The following is a 19,003-nucleotide window of genomic DNA, read 5'->3' as shown; positions in this document are numbered from 1 at the left end:
TCGGCTCATAGTTTGGTGCTGCTCTGAGTCTTTTCATTGTCCCGCACGTGCTATCCCATACGGGCAGGCTGTATCGATAATCGGTACAGCCTGTGTCCTTTTTGGGAGAGACTTCAAGTAAACATCAGAAAAACATACACCAAAAACGGGAGAGAAATGGCGCCGAAACACTTTGCTCTAATGAGCTTTTACTATCTTTGTGCTCCGACGGAACCGAGAGGCGAGGCCTCATCATATCGCAGAGTTCCTCTCTCGGGAAGAAAAAACCACCACACTGTAAGCACATCAGTTATGCAGACTCAATCCGCCTCAGGCCGATCAGCCATCCTCCTCATCTATACAGGAGGCACCATCGGCATGATTGAAAATCGGGAAACAGGGGTACTGGAAGCCTTCGACTTCAAATACTTAGAGACGAATGTGCCGGAGCTGAAGCAGTTCTGTTTCAAAGTCGATTCCATACAGTTCGATCCTCCTATCGATTCGGCCGCCATTACACCGATGCTGTGGGTACGTCTGGCCGAGACCATCCGCGAGAACTACCGTGCCTACGACGGTTTTGTCATCCTCCACGGCACCGATACCATGGCCTATACAGCCTCTGCCCTAAGCTTTATGCTGGACAATCTGCAGAAACCTGTCATACTTACCGGCTCCCAATTGCCCATCGGCACGCTGCGTACTGACGGCAAAGAGAACCTCATCACTGCCCTCGAGATAGCTGCGGCCAAGCAAAACGGATATGCCCGTGTGCCGGAGGTGTGTATCTTCTTCGACAACTTCCTGATGAGAGGCAACCGGACTTCTAAAGTCAGTGCCGACCAGTTCGATGCCTTCTCCTCCTACAATTTCGCTCCGCTGGCCTATGCCGGTATCGACATCCGCTACGACGATGCTCTCATCGCCCGCAGAGGAGCCGATGCAGCCCTCAGCGTCCAAACAGAGATGGACCGAAACGTGGTCATTCTCAAGATATTCCCGGGTATAACCCGCGAAGTAGTCGAGTGCATCCTCGGCATTCCTTCGCTCAAAGGCGTGGTATTGGAAACCTATGGCAGCGGCAATGCGCCCATGGAGCCGTGGTTTTTGGAAGCGCTGGAGCACGCCGTCAAGCGTGGTCTGGTGATCGTCAATGTGACCCAATGTGTCTCCGGCTATGTGGATATGCACCGGTACGAAACGGGGCACCAGCTTGAGACCATCGGGCTCATCAGCGGCTACGACAGCACCACCGAGTGCGCCGTGGTCAAGCTCATGTACCTCTTCGGACGAGGCTATACACCCGAGAAAGTCAAAGAAGAGATGGGACGCTCACTCAAAGGAGAGATAAGCGTAGGCGAAGAATACGAGAACAATAAGAAACGGTGCTAACACGAACAGCATCGGACACTGACAAGGAGTAAAAGGAATAGACGGAAAGATGATCAAGTTCATGAGTATAGCCAGCGGCAGTAGTGGCAATTGCTACTACCTCTCCAATGGCAATCAGGCACTGCTTATCGATGCCGGCATACCCTTGCGTTCCATATCCAAAGCCCTCAAAGATCAGCTCCTCTCCGTCGAGGGGCATGTCATGGGCGTACTCGTCACCCACGACCATGCCGACCACATACGTACCGTAGGCTCGCTGGGAGACAAACTCAATCTGCCCGTATTCGCCACCGAGAAAGTGCTCAATGGCATCGACTGCAGCCGCTATGTGGATAGTTTGCCGATGGCCTCGCGCCGGATGATCGTCCCCGAACAGACCTTCGCATTGGCCGGATTCGACATCACGCCGTTCCCGATTCCGCACGATGCCACAGAGAATGTGGGTTACCATATCACCGCTCCGAGCTTCAGCTTCACGCTCTGCACCGATGTCGGACACATCACCGACACTATCTCACACTACGCTTCCAAGGCCGAATACTTGGTCATCGAAGCCAACTACGACTGCGAGATGCTCCTCAGCGGCCCCTACCCTCCTTTCCTCAAGGAGCGCGTATCGGGTCCCCTCGGCCACCTCAGCAACCAAGAGACCGGCGACTTCCTCGCAAGAATCTTCCGTCCGGAGATGAAGCACGTGTGGCTCTGCCACCTGAGCAAGGACAACAATCACCCCGAGCTCTGCTGGAAGTCCATCGAATACCGCCTCTTCAACGAAGGTATCCGTGTAGGAAAAGACTTAGACCTGACCGTCCTCAAACGCTCATCGCCTTCCGAACTGTACACGCTCTCGGGCGACTAAGCGCAAGGTTGTGTCATAAAGGGCGAACTGCTGCGTTGCTTTGGAGATTCGGCTACGAGGTATAAAGCACAAAAATTCAAGAGAATAAGTTCCCTTTAACGCTTCCATCCGAACGGATGGGGAGCCAAAGGACAGCCTGCCATGGGGTGATAGTCTCCGCGAAGACCTATCGGTGTCGCATTGCGTATATCATGCACGATCTGGATGCTGTTGCGAGCCTCGTCCAGACCGAAGCCTTCGCCCGCCAAAATGCGTCTGTAGCTCTCTGTGTGCAGCTCCGTGAAACCCTCGCTAAACTCGAAGGACTCTCCGTTGATCTCGATCGTACGGTAAGTGCGCTTCTCGCCCTCTGCGGCATCGGCCGGCAGGAGAGCCTCATTGATCGAAAGGAAGTAGCGCACACGTGCATGCTCCAACTCCAAATAACCTGCCACCCTGTCATGCGCCGCGACGTGCACCACATTGCTTCGCACGCTGCCGAATACCCACGTGAGCATATCGTAGAAGTGCACGCCTATGTTGGTCGCGATACCTCCGCTCTTGCGTTCGTCGCCCTTCCAACTGGTGTAATACCAATTGCCGCGGGAGGTTATATAGGTAAGGTCCACGTCGTAAATCTTACCCGATGGACCGGCTTCGATCTTCTTCTTGAGCGCCACGATGGAGTCATGCAGACGCAGCTGCAGGATATTGTACACCCGTCTGCCCGTCTCGCGCTCGATCTCCTGCAAAGCGTCGATATTCCACGGGTTGAGCACCAGCGGCTTCTCACATATCACATCGGCGCCCAATCGCAGCCCGTAGCGGCAGTGCGCATCATGCAGATAGTTGGGCGTACAAACGGACAAGTGGTCGATGGCCTCCCGGGTACCTCGCAACTTGGAATTATGACGGTCGAATAGCTCATGCTCAGTAAAGAAAGCCGCTTGCGGGAAGAAGCTGTCGATGATGCCCACGCTGTCGAATCGGTCCAACGCTGAGATCAGTTTTCCTCCCGTATCCTTGATAGCGCGAAGATGTCGCGGAGCAATGTATCCCGCCACGCCAATAATTGCAAAGTTATTCATGCTTGATAATTCTATATGAATTGGGTCGGCACTTCGTCCGATACTCACAAAGGTAACGACTAAAGACGACACATATTGCTTGCCACATGGGGCTGATCTCAGCCTCTCATCCGATACTCTCACAGAAAAGGCACCGCAAATCGGCAAAAACACGCCTCAGATTCAAGCGAGAACTCACGCCATTTCCATTTTGTTTTGGCACCATTTTCCGAAAAATTATGCACCAAATCGAAAAACTTCCGGCGCATGTTTCCGGCTCAGATTGGCGCGACTTTTCTGCCCTTTTCAGCGCATAAACCGCCTCAGTCCGCCACGATGGCGGAAAAGCTCTGACGGACTGCGATTTATTTGTACTTTTGTAGCTAATGTTGTCCTCAGACAATTATCCCATACAGATGAGAGCAAAGATTTTGCAAGTATTCTTCGTTTCCCTTTTTCTATGCTTCGGGATTTTCTCCGCAGTGGCACAGGGACGAAATCGCACATACGAGGCCTACGTGAAGCAATACGCTGACGAGGCCATACGGCAGATGAGCCGTTACAACATCCCGGCAAGCATCACGATGGCACAGGCACTGGTAGAGACAGGAGCCGGAGCCAGCACTCTCGCCAGCGTGCACAACAATCACTTCGGCATCAAGTGCCATAGATCCTGGACGGGCAAGCGCACCTACCGGACGGACGATGCACCGGACGAATGCTTCCGCAGTTACTCCCATTCGCGGGAGTCCTACGAGGATCATTCCCGCTTCTTACTACAGCCACGCTATCGCTCGCTATTCGATCTCAGGCGTGACGACTATCGCGGCTGGGCTACCGGTCTGCAACGATGTGGCTATGCCACCAATCGCGGCTATGCCAATCTGCTGATCAAGATGGTAGAGGTCTATGAGCTTTATGCACTGGATCGCGAGCGTTATCCCTCGTGGTTCAACAAGAGCTATCCGGGTACTACAGCCAAGGCTGCACAGGAGACCAAGCAAAAAGCACAGAGCGGCCTCAAGCACGAAGCCTACTTCAGCTACGGACTCCTCTACATCGTGGCCAAGGCGGGCGACACTTTCGATTCACTGGCCGAGGAGTTCGACATCAGTGCATCCCGACTGGCACGGTACAACGACGCCCCCACGGACTTCCCGCTGGAGAAGGGCGATGTGGTCTATCTGGAGAAGAAGAACAGCCGTTCGGTATCCAAATATACCCGACATGTGGTGCGTGTGGGCGACTCCATGCACAGCATCTCGCAACGCTACGGCATCCGCCTCAAGAACCTCTACAAACTCAACGACAAGGATGGGGAATACATCCCCCAAGAGGGCGACGTATTACGCCTGCGCTGACAAAGAAGAATCTAAGAGCATACTGATCGTATATGTCAAACGAACGCTATAACCTGCGCGGAGTGTCAGCCTCGAAAGAGGACGTACATGCCGCCATCAAGAATGTGGACAAGGGAATATTCCCCCAAGCCTTCTGCAAGATCATTCCCGATATACTCGGCGGCGACCCCGACTACTGCAACATCATGCATGCCGACGGCGCCGGCACCAAGAGCTCGCTCGCATACATCTACTGGCGTGAGACGGGCGACCTCTCCGTATGGAAGGGGATCGCTCAGGATGCGCTGATCATGAACATAGACGACCTGCTCTGTGTGGGAGCAGTGGACAACATATTAGTGTCGTCCACCATCGGACGCAACAAGCAACTCATTCCGGGAGAAGTTATCTCCGCCATCATCAACGGGACGGAAGAGCTGCTTGCCGATCTGCGCAGCATGGGGGTGAATGCCTATGCCACAGGCGGAGAAACGGCCGACGTGGGCGACCTCGTGAGGACCATCATCGTGGATAGCACAGTGACCTGCCGCATGAAACGCTCCGACGTGATCGACAATGCACGCATCAAAGCCGGCGACGTCATCGTCGGGCTCTCCTCCTACGGACAGGCGACATACGAGCAGGAATATAACGGAGGTATGGGCAGCAACGGACTCACCTCGGCTCGTCACGATGTCTTCGCCCACTATTTGGCAGAGAAGTACCCCGAGAGTTATGACCCCTCGGTGCCGGACGACCTCGTCTATAGCGGCAGCATGAAGCTCACCGACGCCATCGCCGGATTGGGACTGGATGCGGGCAAGCTCGTACTCTCTCCCACGCGCACTTACGCACCGGTGGTCAAGACCATATTGGACGAGATGAGTCGCCGCATCCATGGCATGGTGCACTGCTCCGGCGGTGCGCAGACCAAGGTGATGCACTTCCTCAAGAACAAGCGCGTGATCAAGGACAATCTCTTCCCCACCCCTCCGCTCTTCGAGATGATACAGCGCGAAAGCGGCACGGCATGGTCAGAGATGTACAAGGTCTTCAACATGGGGCACCGCCTCGAAGTGTACCTCTCGGAAGAGAATGCACAGCGCATAATAGAAATATCCGAGAGCTTCGGCATCCCCGCCCGCATAGTGGGACGCGTCGAGGAGGCTCCGGCTAACGAACTCATCCTCCGGACACCGCACGGAGAGATCCGTTACTAATCCCGTCTGAGCCCCATATATCTCGCACTTATGTCAGAGAACAAACTCTTAGAACGTTTGGATGGCTTAGAGAGCCGTTTCGAAGAGATTTCCACTCTCATCACAGACCCGGCCGTCATAGCCGATATGAAGCGCTTCACGAAGCTGAGCAAGGAGTATCGCGATCTGGAGAAGATACATCTGGCCGGTCGTGACTATCGCAATCTGCTCGGCAACATAGACGAGGCCAAGCAAACCATGGCCAAGGAAAACGACGAAGAGCTGCGTGAGATGGCGCGAGAGATGCTCGCCGAAGCCACGGAGCGACTACCGCAGCTGGAGGAGGAAATCAAGATGCTGCTCATCCCTGCCAACCCCGAGGACGACAAAAATGCCATCGTCGAGATACGTGGAGGTACGGGAGGAGACGAAGCGGCGTTATTCGCCGGCGACCTCTATCGCATGTATGCCAAGTTCTGCGAGTCGAAGGGCTGGCAGATTGAGGTCACCAACCTCAGCGAGGGAACCACAGGCGGGTACAAAGAAATTATCTTCTCGGTACATGGAGACGGCGTATACGGTCTCCTCAAGTACGAGAGTGGTGTGCACCGTGTGCAGCGCGTGCCGGCAACAGAGACGCAAGGGCGCATCCACACATCGGCTGCGACTGTGGCCGTTCTGCCCGAGGCCGAAGAGGTGGACGTGGAGATCAACCCCGCGGACATAGAGATGCAGACTTCCCGTTCGGGAGGTGCCGGCGGCCAGAACGTCAATAAGGTGGAGACCAAAGTGCAGCTCACCCACAAACCGACGGGTATGGTGGTCGTGTGCCAGCAAGCCCGCTCGCAGATAGCAAACCGCGAGCTGGCCATGCAGATGCTGCGCTCCAGACTCTACGACATCGAACTGTCCAAGCATAACGAGGCCATCGCTGCCCGACGCAAAACGATGGTGTCCACGGGCGACCGCTCGGCCAAGATCAGGACATACAATTATCCGCAAGGGCGAGTGACCGATCACCGCATCAATATGACAGTGTACAATCTCCCGTCCGTGATGGATGGAGAAGTGCAGCCGTTTATCGATGCGCTGATAATAGCAGAAAATGTTGAGCGTATGAAAGAAGCCGCTCTATAATAAATAATAGTAGATAATGAATAGAAAAGAACTTTTTGACCAGATTTGCCACAAGCGTTCTTTCCTCTGTGTAGGATTGGACACCGATGTAAAAAAAATACCACCCCATCTGTTGAATGAGGATGATCCCATCTTCGCCTTCAACAAGGCCATCATAGACGCCACGGCCGAATACTGCGTCGCCTATAAGCCCAATATGGCTTTCTATGAGAGCGTAGGCAGCTTCGGCGCTTTGTCTTTCGAGAAGACGGTCGATTACATCTGTGAGAACTATCCCGAGCTGTTCATCATAGCCGATGCCAAGCGTGGCGACATAGGCAACACGAGCGATATGTATGCTCGTTCGTTCTTCGAGCATCTGAAAGTGGATGCTCTCACCGTATCGCCCTACATGGGAGAAGACAGCATCAGCCCGTTCCTGAGCTATGCCGGTAAGTGGACTGTTCTGCTGGCACTGACATCCAACAGAGGTTCGCAGGACTTCCAGATGATGCGCGACGCCGATGGCGAATATCTCTTTGAGCGCGTTATCCGCATCAGCCAGACATGGGACAATGCCGATCACCTGATGTATGTGGTGGGGGCTACTCAGGCTTCGATGTTGAAAGACATCCGTCGGATCGTACCGGACGCCTTCCTGCTCGTCCCCGGTGTGGGAGCTCAGGGCGGAAGTCTGGAAGACGTGGCAGAGTACGGCATGAATGACCACTGCGGACTGCTGGTCAATGCATCCCGCAGCATCATATATGCAGACAATACAGAGAGCTTTGCCTCCAAAGCTGCAGGTGAGGCCGCTGCCATGCAACGGAGTATGGAAGACGCCCTGCGTCGCAAAGGGCTTATCTAAGAAACGGTATCCATCAACTAATCTCTGTCACATGGAGTTCACAGCTCAACAAATAGCCGACTATCTACACGGAACCATAGAAGGAAATCCACAGGTGCGACTGCACGACTTTGCCAAGATAGAGGAAGGTCGGAGCGGTTGCCTTTCGTTCTTGGCCAATGCCAAGTACGAGCATTATCTATACGAGACAGCATCTGACGCCGTATTGGTCAACGAAGACTTCCGTCCACGTGAAAGTGTGCGGACTACGCTGATACGCGTTCCCAATGCTTATGCTGCATTGGCGCAACTGATGCAGCTGGTGGACAGCATGAAGCCGCAGCGCAAAGGAGTGGATTCGACAGCGTTTGTCCACCCGTCTGTGTCTGTGCCGGATGACTGCTATATCGGTGCATTCGCTTATGTGGCTGAGGGCGCTTCGCTGGGCACCGGTTGCAGCGTATATCCGCACGTTTATATTGGTAGCAGTGTGTCGGTGGGAGAGAAGACAACGCTTTATCCCCACACGACTGTATATGACGGCTGTCGCATAGGTGCACGCTGCATCATACACGCCGGCGCTGTGATCGGAGCCGACGGATTCGGTTTTGCCCCCGACGCCGATGGTTACAACAAGATTCCGCAGATGGGTAACGTTATTATCGAAGATGATGTGGAAGTCGGCGCCAACACCTGTATAGACAGGGCTGTAATGGGATCGACGATCGTTCATCGCGGAGTCAAATTGGACAACCTCGTCCAGATAGCACACAACTGTACGGTGGGCAGCCATACGGTCTTCGCCGCACAGGTGGGGATGGCCGGCTCGTCGCACGTAGGTGAGTGGTGCCAATTCGGCGGTCAGGTAGGTCTGTCGGGACACATCAAAGTGGGCGACCACGTCAGTTTAGGCGGACAGACAGGACTGCTGAGCAACGTCAAGTCCGGCTCTGTCTTACTCGGATCGCCGGGCATGCCGGTACGAGATATGCTGCGCACATCTGTTATCCTGCCCAAACTGCCGGATATGAGTCGCCGCATAGACCAATTGGAAAAAGAAATATCAGAACTAAAAGAAATATGCAAAAACAGCAAACCCTAAAAGATAGCTTCAGTCTGCAAGGCAAGGGCCTTCATACGGGACTAGACATTCAGATCACGTTCTGCCCCGCACCAGAGGATACGGGCTATAAGATCAAGCGCCTCGACTTGGAAGAACAACCGATCATAGATGCCATAGCCGATAACGTGCACAGCACGAACCGTGGCACCTTGCTCAAGAAAGGCGATGTGACCGTAAGCACCATTGAGCATGCCATGGCTGCTCTCTATGCCTTGGGTGTGGACAACTGTATGATAGAGGTGAACGCTCCCGAGTTCCCAATTCTGGATGGTAGTGCCGAGCCTTATGTGAATGAAATCCGTCGTGTGGGACTGGTGGAGCAAAGCGCTTTGCGTGAGTACTACATCGTCAAGAAACGCATGGAAGTATCCGATCCCGAAAGCAAATCGAAGCTGATCTTCCTACCGGACGAAGAGTTCTCTGTGGATGTACATATATCTTTCCCCAGCAAGGTACTCAGCAACCAATTTGCTTCGTTGGAGTCCCTGTCTGACTTTGAAGAACAGATTGCCGGTGCTCGTACTTTCGTATTCGTTCGTGAGGTACAGATGCTTCTGGAAGCCAATCTTATCAAGGGTGGCGATCTCGACAATGCGTTGGTAATCTATGATGAGCTGCTGCCACAGGATCGGCTCGATGCAATGAGCGATATGATGGGAGTAGAGCGCAAAGAGGTAAACGAACTGGGTTACATCAACAACAAACCGCTCATCTACGACAACGAACCCGCTCGTCACAAACTTCTTGATGTGTTGGGAGATCTGGCTCTGATCGGTAAGTACGTCAAGGGACGTATCATCGCTACCTGCCCGGGACACAGCATTAACAACAAGATGGCGCGACTGATCCGCAAGGACATCAAGCTGAACGAAGCACAGGCTCCGCATTACGACCCCAACAAAGATCCGATAATGGATGTGAACAGGATCAAGGAACTATTGCCTCACCGCTATCCGTTCCTCTTGGTGGATAAGATCATTGAAGTAGGGCCCGACTATATCGTCGGAGTGAAGAGTGTGTCGGGTAACGAACCATTCTTCCAGGGTCACTTCCCTGCCGAGCCTGTAATGCCGGGTGTCCTCCAAGTGGAAGCAATGGCACAGGTGGGAGGCCTCTTGGTGCTGAACACACTGACCGAACCAGGTAGCTACTCCACCTATTTCTTGATGATTGACAAGGTGAAGTTCCGTCGTAAAGTAGTCCCCGGAGACACCTTGGTATTCAAGTTGAGAATGATATCCGAGATACGCAGAGGCGTAGCCAATATGAGAGGCTTGGCCTTTGTAGGAGAACAATTGGCTTGTGAGGCCGAATTCATGGCACAGATAATTCAAAACAAAGAATAATGTCAGAGACGAAGATAAGCCCATTGGCGAGTGTGGACCCACATGCCGAGATAGGCGCAGGCGTAGAGATCGGTCCCTTTGCAGTCGTGGAGGCGGGAGCTAAGATAGGAGATGATTCCATCCTGCATCCCCATGCTGTAGTTCGCTACGGTTCAACTTTGGGCAAAGGATGTGTGATCCATCCGGGAGCAGTGATCGGCGGTGTGCCGCAAGACTTGAAGTTCCAAGGAGAGGACTCGACTGCCGTCCTTGGGGACTATACGACGGTGCGTGAATGCGCCACAGTCAATAGAGGTACCGCCTCGCGCGGCACTACAGTAGTGGGCAGTCGCTGTCTCTTGATGGCGTATAGCCACATCGCACACGACTGTATATTGGGAGATCAGATCATCATTGGGAATGCCACTCAGATAGCGGGCGAAGTAGAGATTGACGACCATGCCATCATCAGCGGAGGCGTCCTCGTGCACCAGTTTGTGCGGATCTCTCAACATGTGATGATACAGGGAGGTTCTCGCGTGTCCAAAGACATCCCTCCGTATGTATTGGTTGGTCGCGATCCGCTCGTCTATTGTGGCATCAACATCGTAGGACTCCGGAGGAGAGAATTCTCCAATGATCAGATCTTCCTGATCAACGATATATACCGCACGCTCTATCAAAGAGGTCTGAACAACTCCGATGCACTCGAAATCATCCAGCTTGAGTATGTAGACTGCTACGAGAAGAACCTCATCCTCGACTTTGTCAGAACATCCAAACGTGGTATTGTTCGTGGCACCATGGAGTAATAATGTATCATGATTGGGATATTTACCGGAGCACGTATCAAGGAACTTGATCGCTATACGATCGAGCACGAACCTATTTCCTCGGTCGACTTGATTGAGCGAGCTGCCGGTATGTGGGTGTACGAGTTCGAGCGACTCTACACGCAACAACGTCGCGTGGTCGTCTTCGCCGGCCCGGGTAATAATGGAGCTGATGCGCTCTGCGCTGCCCGCATCCTCAACGACGACGGCTATTCGGTGGAGGTCTTTCTCTTCAACGTAAACGGTTCGCTCAGTCCCGAATGCAACGAATACCGCAAGCAACTCCTTAACTGCTCAGGCATTAGAATGACTGAGGTGGTGGATCAACTCACGCTGCCCGAATTGTCTGCCCAGACGGTGGTTGTGGACGGTCTCTTCGGCGTGGGACTCAATCGTCCTCTGCAAGGAGGTTTCGCCAAAGTAGTGGAGTTCCTGAACCAATCGGGGTCGGAGATTGTGTCGATAGACATCCCGTCAGGGCTCTTTGAAGAGGATAACTTCGGCAACAATCCCAATGCCATCATCCGAGCCACACATACGCTGACCTTCGAATACCCCAAGCTTTCTTTCCTCTTTTCAGAGAATGCCGATTATGTGGGCACATGGAAGGTCCTGAACATAGGATTGAGCGTCGAGGGTAAGCAAACAATCAAGACAGAATACTTCCTCAATACCGACTTCGACATCTCCGGCATCATCCGCCGACGTCCCCGATTTGCCCACAAAGGCAGCTTCGGCCACGCTTTGCTGATAGCAGGCAGTAGAGGCAAGATGGGTGCTGCCTGTCTGGCAGCGCGCGCTTGTCTGAGAAGCGGCATCGGCTTGCTGACGGCCCATATCCCTGCCTGTGGCGAGCCCATCATGCAGACGGCCGTGCCCGAAGCGATGGTTCATGCCGATGACAGAGCCGATTTGGTGAGCGACTATTCCTCTCCCCAAGTCTATCAAGCTGTAGGCATAGGCCCCGGAATCGGTAAAGCAGAAGCCACCGTACGCTTGGTAGAGAAGATGCTCTCCGCCTCCAACGGCCCGTTGATACTCGATGCCGACGCCCTCAATATCATTGCTGAGAACCGTGGCTGGCTGGACCGTCTGCCCATCAATAGCATCCTCACGCCGCACTCTCGCGAACTGGAGCGACTCACCACGCATTGCGCCACCGACTACGAGCGCTTACGACAGGCTCGTTTCTTGGCAAGCCATCATCACGTCTATGTAGTCCTCAAGGGAACCTATAGCGCTACCTGCATGCCCGGAGGTATGGTCGTCTTCAACAATACAGGCAACCCCGGTATGGCCACAGGCGGTAGCGGCGACGTCCTGATGGGTATCATCACCGGACTGTTAGGATCCGGCTACCCTCCTGCCTCGGCTTGCGTGCTGGGCAATTACATTCATGGCTTGGCCGGAGACATCTATGCCGGACGCTACAGTGAGGAAAGCCTTGTCGCTTCCGACCTCATCGACAATCTCGGCACTGCTTTCAGGCAAGTCCGCGATTAACCTTCTCCGAACAAACAAAATCTATCGACATAAAGGGCGCATTCCACGTGAGGGATGCGCTCTTTTTGTATATGCAATCGCCTCTTCCCCGAACGGTATTTGTACTGTAGTTACATTGTAATGGATTCGTAATATCCTACTTCTACTTTTGGCATGTGGATAAAACAGTATGAAAAATGAAAATGAACAAAAGACTTATTCTATCGCTCTGTATCGGGGTCTCCGGTATCGTAGCAACGGCTCAAACCAATCATCAAGACAGTGTCCTCCTCGCTCTTGAGGAGCGAGTGAGCGCACAAGAAGAGGCTGCACAAACCAAGAACAAACTCAAAATCTCCGGCTATGTACAAGGCGTCTTCGGGATCGGACAAGAGCAAGCGTCTCTCTTCATAGGAGAAGCCAACAAGGAAGCAGACAAGGACTTCAATCGAATAGGTATCCGTCGCGGACGCATCAAGTTTGCCTACGAAGAGAAGTGGGGCAAAGCCGTTTTGCAGCTCGACCTAACTGAAAAAGGTGTGGGACTGAAGGATGTGTATCTGGATCTGAACTCTCCCTTCGGTGATGCCGGACTATTCCGTGCAGGGGTGTTCGATCGTCCATTCGGACATGAGATCGGCTATTCTTCTTCTCGCAGAGAGTCTCCGGAACGCTCCTTGATCGTGCGCACACTCTTCCCCAACGAGAGAGATCTTGGTGCAATGTTCATGCTACGAGCCGCGAAGACTTCGCCATGGCACTTCCTGAAACTGGAAGCAGGGCTCTTTGCCGGTAATGGCATCAAGCCGGAGATTGACAACCGCAAAGACTTCATCGGACGACTCTCAGCTACGCGCACCATCGGAAGTCATGCCGAGTGGGGTATCGGGTTGTCATATTATGGTGGAGGCGTATATCAAGGTACCTCCAAAGTATTCCGGATGAAGAAAGACGGATTCGAACTGGATGATGCGCAAGCCAACGTGGGAGCATACGCCCGTCGTCAGTACTATGGCATAGATGCACAACTCTCGTTCTATAGCGATGCCCTGGGCGTGACCAGCATTCGCGGAGAATACATCGGAGGCACACAGCCCGGCACCGAATCTTCGAGCAAGAGTCCCAATTCGGCCTCTCTCCCGACGGTCGATACATACATCCGCCCATTCAGCGGTGGTTACGCACTCCTGGCACAGGACTTGGGCACGTTGCCGCTTACAGCTTTGGTCAAGTATGATTGGTACGATCCCAATACCAGCGTATCCGGCAGCGCCATTGGTACGGCATCATATACAGGCAAAGCAGATATCGGTTACCAGACTTTAGGACTGGGCTTGCTCTACAAGGTATCATCTGCTGTCAGACTCACGGCCTATTACGAGCTGATCAATAACGAAAAGACCCCATCGCTCGCCTCCTATGCAGCTGACCAGAAGGACAATCGCTTCTCCTTTGTTGTGCAATGTAAATTCTGATTCCGTGAAATCAATCGTAACAGAATCATAACAATCGCGCAAAAGAGCTGTAACAATCCGCCCGCACTTTTGAAGCGGATCAAAAACAGCAATTAGAATTAAGACATAACGCAATCCAAACACAAACAAGACACAAAAATGAAAAGACACGTTTCTATCGCAGCCATGCTTATCGCCATGGCGTTCTCCCTTCAAGCACAGCGCATCAAGGGGTCCGATACCGTCCTGCCTCTTTCTCAGAAGGAGTCCGAGCAATATATGAAAGAGAATCCTTCTGCACGCCTCACCATCACCGGTGGAGGGAGCGGAGTGGGCATCGCCGCGCTATTGTCCGGCAGCACCGATCTGGCACAAAGCTCACGTCGCATCAAATTCTCGGAGCGACAGAAGATACAAGAGAGTGGTCGCTCGGTACGAGAGGTCGTTATCGCATACGACGCTCTGGCTGTAGTGGTGCATCCGTCCAACAAAGTTGGCAAACTCACACGCCAACAACTGGAAGGCATCTTCACCGGCAAGATCAAGAACTGGAAAGAAGTGGGAGGAGCCGATATGAAGATCGTCCCCTACTCTCGTGAGACCTCGTCCGGCACTTACGAATTCTTTAAGGAAGTAGTCCTCAGCAACAAGAATTATATGAATGGCATCATGAGCATGCCGGCTACGGGAGCCATCATACAATCCGTAAGTCAGACAGCAGGAGCCATCGGATATGTAGGTCTTGCCTATCTGAACAAAGACGTGAAGGCACTGTCCATATCCTTCGACGGCGGCAAGAAGTTTGCCGCTCCGTCTGTTGCCAACGCCAAGAATAAGAGCTATCCCATCGTGCGTCCTCTCTATTACTACTACGATACACGATCCGAAGCCAAGGTGAAGCCGTTCATCAACTACGTTCTCTCCGAAAAGGGACAGGGCATCGTCAGCAAAGTAGGCTTTATCAGCATCAAATAACTATCGCCCCCTGCGGCGAAAATGATATGACCAACGTGCAAGCCTCAAGACAAATATGAGAATCCTAAAGACAATCCTCGGACGGATAGTAGAGGCTCTTTTTACAGTTAGCGGTGCCATCACCAGCATCGCTATCTTACTTATCACCGTATTCCTCTTCAGCGAAGGGATCACGCTCTTCCGCTCGCCGGCTGTCGAGGAGGGCTATGCCCTCTATCGCCATGCCGACAATCGGGTGCAACAACTCTCGCCCCAAGACCTCAAGCAGGTCTTCGACGGAGAGGTAACCAACTGGAAGCAATTGGGAGGAGACGACCAAGAGATTATGCTCTTTCGCATCGACGACCTCTTCTCCATCTACAGTGAGGACGAATTGGGCGAGGACTATGCCCTCCTGCCGGATAAGATAGAAGAGGTGATCCGAGCCAATCCGAACATTATCGCCTTCCTGCCTCAGAAATATGCTCCTGCCAACAATGGAGTTGTGCGGGTCATTGACACGGGAGACATCTCGCTTGCCGACTTTTTCGGCGGCACGGAATGGATGCCCACTGCGCTACCTGCCCCATTATTCGGCATCCTCCCGCTTGTCTTGGGCACCCTCCTGGTCAGCTTGGCCGCCATCGCTCTGGCTCTTCCGCTGGGGTTGGGTGTTGCCATTTACCTGTCGGAATTGGCTTCAGGGCGCGTTCGGAAGATCCTCAAGCCCGCCATCGAGCTACTGGCCGGGATACCATCGGTCGTATATGGCTTCTGGGGCTTGATCGTACTGGTGCCGTGGGTGCAGCACACCTTCGACCTTGCAGTAGGAGAGACAGCCTTCACCGGCAGCCTTATCCTCGCCATTATGGCCCTGCCCACGATCATCACAGTTGCACAAGACGCCATGGGCAATACGCCGCGAGCCATGCGCGAGGCCAGTTTGGCACTCGGTGCCACGCGGTGGCAGACCATCTATAAAGTGGTGATCCCTTATGCCAAATCGGGCATATCCGCAGCCGTAGTTTTAGGTATCGGTCGCGCCATCGGAGAGACGATGGCTGTGCTCATGGTCACGGGCAATGCTGCCGTGATGCCTTCGACCTACTTCGAATCGGTGCGGACGATTCCGGCCACGATCGCAGCCGAACTGGGCGAAGTGCCTGCTGGCAGCTCCCACTATCAAGCGCTATTCTTGCTCGGCTGCATCCTCTTCGTCATTACGATGATCATCAGCATAACGGCCGAAGTAATCTCCAAGAAACAACCCAAAGCATCGGTATAGACACTATGATAATGAATAAGAAAAGTAGCGAGCGCATCGCATTCTTCATCTTCCGATTGCTCGGCTTCTCAGTATTGGCCCTGCTGCTGGCTCTGCTCGGCTTCATCGTATATAACGGCATCGGGGTGATCAATTGGGAATTCATCACGACGGCTCCCACCGAAGGCATGACAGCAGGAGGCATCTACCCGGCCATCGTCGGCACACTCTGTCTCGTTGCGGGCAGCATGATCGTGGCTTTCCCCGTCGGCATCATGTCGGCTATCTATACGCAGGAGTACGCCCGCGACGGTTGGCTCGTGCGCATCATACGCATCATGACGAACAATCTGGCCGGCATTCCCTCCATCGTATTCGGACTCTTCGGCATGGCCCTGTTTGTGAACACCTTGGGCTTCGGCGATTCCATCGTAGCCGGCTCGCTCACCCTCGGGCTGCTGGCGCTGCCGCTCGTCATCAGAACGACCGAAGAGGCGCTGAAAGCCATACCGGACACTTATCGCACAGGTAGCTATGCCCTCGGAGCCGGCAAGCTCCAAACTATATTTAGGGTGGTCCTGCCGGCTGCTTTTCCGGATATTATTACGGGGCTCATCCTCTCCATCGGCAGAGTGTCGGGCGAGACGGCCCCCATCCTCTTCACAGCCGCCGCCTACTTCCTGCCCAAGCTGCCTTCGAGCATATTCGATCAGGTGATGGCGCTGCCCTACCACCTCTACGTGATAGCCACAAGCGGAACGGACCTCGAAGCCTCCCGACCGATAGCCTATGGCACTGCTTTGGTACTCATCACCATCGTCCTGGTGATGAACCTTCTGGCCACAGCCATCAGATCGTACATATCCAAAAACAAAAAACAATCAGCCTAAGCATACAAAATGATAGAAGCTAAGAATATAGACTTTTTCTACGGTGACTTCCACGCGCTCAAGTCGGTCAGCATGAAGATGGAGAGCCACACAGTTACCGCTCTCATCGGGCCTTCGGGTTGCGGCAAGTCCACTTTCCTGCGACTTTTCAACCGCATGAACGACCTGATCGAAGGCACCCGACTGACGGGAGAATGCCTGATAGACGGCACCGACATCAACGACAAATCCGTCGCAGTAGATACGCTGCGCAAGCAAGTGGGCATGGTGTTCCAGAAGCCCAACCCATTCCCGAAATCAATCTTCGAGAACGTGGCATACGGTCTGAGAGTTAATGCCATGGGGAATAAGGAGTTTGTCGCGCAGCGCGTGGAAGAGTCATTACGAGCCGCTGCTCTCTGGGATGAGGTCAAGGACAAGCTGAAGAAGTCGGCTTTTGCCCTCTCCGGGGGTCAGCAGCAGCGTCTATGCATCGCACGGGCCTTGGCGGTCTCTCCTTCCGTCCTGTTGATGGACGAACCGGCATCGGCGCTCGATCCCATCTCCACGGCCAAGATAGAGGAGCTGATACACAGCCTCAAAGAGCAGTACACGATCGTCATCGTCACCCACAATATGCAGCAGGCTGCGCGTGTGAGCGACAAGACCGGCTTCTTCATGCTCGGAAAGCTCATCGAGTACAACGACACGAAGAAGATATTCCTCTCTCCCGACTCCGAGCAGACGCAGAACTATATCACAGGTCGCTTCGGATAACAGCCGCTCTCCCCACCGGATATTTATTCAAATAAGGAAATCACAATGAAACATACCGAACAAGAGATGATCCATCTCAAAGAGGAAGTGAAGCGCATGTGGCAGCTTGTCCTCTCCCAATTGGAGAAAGCCCGTCAGGCTTTCTTGACGCACGATAGCGACGTGGCACGCGAAGTAATCAGTCGGGAGAAGCGCGTCGATGTGTACGAGCTCAAGATCGAAAGCGACTGCGAGAACTACATCGCCCTTTACAGCCCCGTGGCTGTGGATCTGCGACTCACCCTCTCGCTGATGAAGATCTGCAACACGCTGGAGCGCATAGGCGACTTTGCTGCCGGCATTGCCCTGCATGTGCTCGACGACGACTGCCAAGGCATACCCGACTCGCTGGTAGAGAAGCTCGAGATGGAGCAGATGTTCGACGTCCTGCAAGGGATGCTATCGGACTGCTACGTAGCCTTGGAGAATGAAAACACCAAGCTGACCGGTCGCATACTCTCGCGCGACAACGAGGTCAACGCCATCTATCATACTGCCCCCAAGGTGCTCAGCGAGTTCATGGCAGAGCATCCCGAGCACATCTACTGCGGGCTGAAGCTGCTACTCCTCATACGCAAGCTGGAGCGCATAGGCGATCACTGCAGCAATATCGTCGAGGAAATAGTATTCTATGTGGATGCCAAAGTGCTCAAACACAGCAAAAATCAAAACGGATAAGCAGCTCCTTTGAGCCAATGAGGCCGTCGCCCGTGTGCATCATGATGAACATGCGGCCTGAGCAACGGTTCTTTCCGAATATCCCCTCGCCCGCACGCCCTTTGTTTTCGCGCCGGAAACGAAGAGCGTGTGGCGCCAATCGATTTTTTTGCTTATGAATTATCTCGTTGGATAATAGAGTGTTACCGCTTCGTGGTGGATGGGTGGGTAACGATTTGGAAATGAGTGGAGTGCTTTGGAGCACATTGTTTTGAATACCCAAAGAACGCTCACTATTCTACTTGCAAAGATAACACTTTACATGGAAATATATTGGATTTGTTAGATACTTCTGTCTTGCTTGTTTAACATAGATTATAAGCAACAACCAATTCGGCTGATATAATGTATTTCAATTCCTTTCTATGTCATACGGCAGAAAGACCTG

General features: G+C 53.4%; 17 protein-coding genes. 16 read left to right on the top strand and 1 reads right to left on the bottom strand.

Annotated features, from left to right (window positions below; translation table 11 throughout):
- Positions 1-291: 291 nt before the first annotated feature.
- Together C7382_RS09230 and C7382_RS09225 are read left to right on the top strand one after the other, a co-directional pair.
- Positions 292-1,371 (top strand): asparaginase, encoded by a 1,080-nt coding sequence (locus C7382_RS09230; RefSeq protein WP_116679991.1) that lies wholly within the window; start codon positions 292-294, stop codon positions 1,369-1,371.
- Between the two features lie 49 nt (positions 1,372-1,420).
- Positions 1,421-2,230: an MBL fold metallo-hydrolase gene (locus C7382_RS09225; protein ID WP_116679990.1), complete on the top strand. Its 810-nt coding sequence runs from the start codon at positions 1,421-1,423 to the stop codon at positions 2,228-2,230.
- A gap of 95 nt (positions 2,231-2,325) precedes the next feature.
- On the opposite strand, the gene C7382_RS09220 is transcribed toward C7382_RS09225, so the two are convergent.
- A complete protein-coding gene (locus tag C7382_RS09220; RefSeq protein ID WP_116679989.1) occupies positions 2,326-3,297 on the bottom strand; it encodes a Gfo/Idh/MocA family protein in 972 nt (323 codons plus the stop codon).
- Between the two features lie 395 nt (positions 3,298-3,692).
- Between C7382_RS09220 and C7382_RS09215 the strand changes: the two genes are divergently transcribed.
- From C7382_RS09215 to phoU, 14 genes are all read left to right on the top strand, one after another.
- On the top strand, positions 3,693-4,637 hold the full coding sequence (locus tag C7382_RS09215; protein WP_116679988.1) for a glucosaminidase domain-containing protein: 945 nt from the start codon (positions 3,693-3,695) through the stop codon (positions 4,635-4,637).
- Positions 4,638-4,669: 32 nt separating this feature from the next.
- A complete protein-coding gene (locus C7382_RS09210; protein ID WP_116679987.1) occupies positions 4,670-5,836 on the top strand; it encodes an AIR synthase related protein in 1,167 nt (388 codons plus the stop codon).
- A gap of 30 nt (positions 5,837-5,866) precedes the next feature.
- Positions 5,867-6,952, top strand: coding sequence for a peptide chain release factor 1 (prfA, locus tag C7382_RS09205; protein WP_116679986.1), 1,086 nt, complete (start codon positions 5,867-5,869; stop codon positions 6,950-6,952).
- Between the two features lie 16 nt (positions 6,953-6,968).
- On the top strand, positions 6,969-7,799 hold the full coding sequence (pyrF, locus tag C7382_RS09200) for an orotidine-5'-phosphate decarboxylase (RefSeq protein WP_116679985.1): 831 nt from the start codon (positions 6,969-6,971) through the stop codon (positions 7,797-7,799).
- Positions 7,800-7,830: 31 nt separating this feature from the next.
- Entirely contained in the window at positions 7,831-8,880 is a 1,050-nt protein-coding gene (gene lpxD, locus C7382_RS09195; RefSeq protein ID WP_116679984.1) for a UDP-3-O-(3-hydroxymyristoyl)glucosamine N-acyltransferase, read from the top strand.
- On the top strand, positions 8,859-10,247 hold the full coding sequence (locus C7382_RS09190; protein ID WP_116679983.1) for a bifunctional UDP-3-O-[3-hydroxymyristoyl] N-acetylglucosamine deacetylase/3-hydroxyacyl-ACP dehydratase: 1,389 nt from the start codon (positions 8,859-8,861) through the stop codon (positions 10,245-10,247). Before lpxD ends, C7382_RS09190 begins: the two co-directional genes overlap by 22 nt.
- Complete coding sequence (lpxA, locus tag C7382_RS09185) at positions 10,247-11,038, top strand: acyl-ACP--UDP-N-acetylglucosamine O-acyltransferase (protein WP_116679982.1); 792 nt, start codon at positions 10,247-10,249, stop codon at positions 11,036-11,038. Before C7382_RS09190 ends, lpxA begins: the two co-directional genes overlap by 1 nt.
- Before the next feature lie 9 nt (positions 11,039-11,047).
- Positions 11,048-12,562, top strand: a complete 1,515-nt coding sequence (locus tag C7382_RS09180) for an NAD(P)H-hydrate dehydratase (protein ID WP_116679981.1) — start codon at positions 11,048-11,050, stop codon at positions 12,560-12,562.
- 182 nt (positions 12,563-12,744) lie between these two features.
- On the top strand, positions 12,745-14,016 hold the full coding sequence (locus tag C7382_RS09175; protein WP_133241550.1) for a hypothetical protein: 1,272 nt from the start codon (positions 12,745-12,747) through the stop codon (positions 14,014-14,016).
- Positions 14,017-14,154: 138 nt separating this feature from the next.
- Positions 14,155-14,970 (top strand): PstS family phosphate ABC transporter substrate-binding protein, encoded by an 816-nt coding sequence (locus C7382_RS09170; RefSeq protein WP_116679979.1) that lies wholly within the window; start codon positions 14,155-14,157, stop codon positions 14,968-14,970.
- 55 nt (positions 14,971-15,025) lie between these two features.
- Positions 15,026-16,234, top strand: coding sequence for a phosphate ABC transporter permease subunit PstC (gene pstC, locus C7382_RS09165; protein ID WP_116679978.1), 1,209 nt, complete (start codon positions 15,026-15,028; stop codon positions 16,232-16,234).
- Between the two features lie 5 nt (positions 16,235-16,239).
- The gene (pstA, locus tag C7382_RS10165) at positions 16,240-17,103 is read left to right on the top strand and encodes a phosphate ABC transporter permease PstA (protein WP_373701615.1); all 864 of its coding nucleotides are present in this window, start codon (positions 16,240-16,242) and stop codon (positions 17,101-17,103) included.
- A gap of 9 nt (positions 17,104-17,112) precedes the next feature.
- On the top strand, positions 17,113-17,859 hold the full coding sequence (gene pstB / locus C7382_RS10160; RefSeq protein ID WP_116679976.1) for a phosphate ABC transporter ATP-binding protein PstB: 747 nt from the start codon (positions 17,113-17,115) through the stop codon (positions 17,857-17,859).
- 45 nt (positions 17,860-17,904) lie between these two features.
- Entirely contained in the window at positions 17,905-18,576 is a 672-nt protein-coding gene (phoU, locus tag C7382_RS09150) for a phosphate signaling complex protein PhoU (protein WP_116679975.1), read from the top strand.
- The last annotated feature ends 427 nt before the right edge of the window (positions 18,577-19,003 follow it).

It is taken from the genome of Porphyromonas loveana (assembly GCF_003096695.1).
GTDB classification, from domain to species: domain Bacteria; phylum Bacteroidota; class Bacteroidia; order Bacteroidales; family Porphyromonadaceae; genus Porphyromonas; species Porphyromonas loveana.
The sequence above is the reverse complement of the archived record's forward strand: the minus strand, read 5'-3'. Positions and strand labels throughout refer to the sequence as shown.

Excerpts from the sequence above, each read along its gene's own strand:
- C7382_RS09230 (WP_116679991.1), top strand. The coding sequence starts at position 292 with ATGCAGACTCAATCCGCCTCAGGCCGATCAGCCATCCTCCTCATCTAT.
- C7382_RS09225 (WP_116679990.1), top strand. The coding sequence starts at position 1,421 with ATGATCAAGTTCATGAGTATAGCCAGCGGCAGTAGTGGCAATTGCTAC.
- C7382_RS09220 (WP_116679989.1), bottom strand. The coding sequence starts at position 3,297 with ATGAATAACTTTGCAATTATTGGCGTGGCGGGATACATTGCTCCGCGA.
- C7382_RS09215 (WP_116679988.1), top strand. The coding sequence starts at position 3,693 with ATGAGAGCAAAGATTTTGCAAGTATTCTTCGTTTCCCTTTTTCTATGC.
- C7382_RS09210 (WP_116679987.1), top strand. The coding sequence starts at position 4,670 with ATGTCAAACGAACGCTATAACCTGCGCGGAGTGTCAGCCTCGAAAGAG.
- prfA (WP_116679986.1), top strand. The coding sequence starts at position 5,867 with ATGTCAGAGAACAAACTCTTAGAACGTTTGGATGGCTTAGAGAGCCGT.
- pyrF (WP_116679985.1), top strand. The coding sequence starts at position 6,969 with ATGAATAGAAAAGAACTTTTTGACCAGATTTGCCACAAGCGTTCTTTC.
- lpxD (WP_116679984.1), top strand. The coding sequence starts at position 7,831 with ATGGAGTTCACAGCTCAACAAATAGCCGACTATCTACACGGAACCATA.
- C7382_RS09190 (WP_116679983.1), top strand. The coding sequence starts at position 8,859 with ATGCAAAAACAGCAAACCCTAAAAGATAGCTTCAGTCTGCAAGGCAAG.
- lpxA (WP_116679982.1), top strand. The coding sequence starts at position 10,247 with ATGTCAGAGACGAAGATAAGCCCATTGGCGAGTGTGGACCCACATGCC.
- C7382_RS09180 (WP_116679981.1), top strand. The coding sequence starts at position 11,048 with ATGATTGGGATATTTACCGGAGCACGTATCAAGGAACTTGATCGCTAT.
- C7382_RS09175 (WP_133241550.1), top strand. The coding sequence starts at position 12,745 with ATGAACAAAAGACTTATTCTATCGCTCTGTATCGGGGTCTCCGGTATC.
- C7382_RS09170 (WP_116679979.1), top strand. The coding sequence starts at position 14,155 with ATGAAAAGACACGTTTCTATCGCAGCCATGCTTATCGCCATGGCGTTC.
- pstC (WP_116679978.1), top strand. The coding sequence starts at position 15,026 with ATGAGAATCCTAAAGACAATCCTCGGACGGATAGTAGAGGCTCTTTTT.
- pstA (WP_373701615.1), top strand. The coding sequence starts at position 16,240 with ATGATAATGAATAAGAAAAGTAGCGAGCGCATCGCATTCTTCATCTTC.
- pstB (WP_116679976.1), top strand. The coding sequence starts at position 17,113 with ATGATAGAAGCTAAGAATATAGACTTTTTCTACGGTGACTTCCACGCG.
- phoU (WP_116679975.1), top strand. The coding sequence starts at position 17,905 with ATGAAACATACCGAACAAGAGATGATCCATCTCAAAGAGGAAGTGAAG.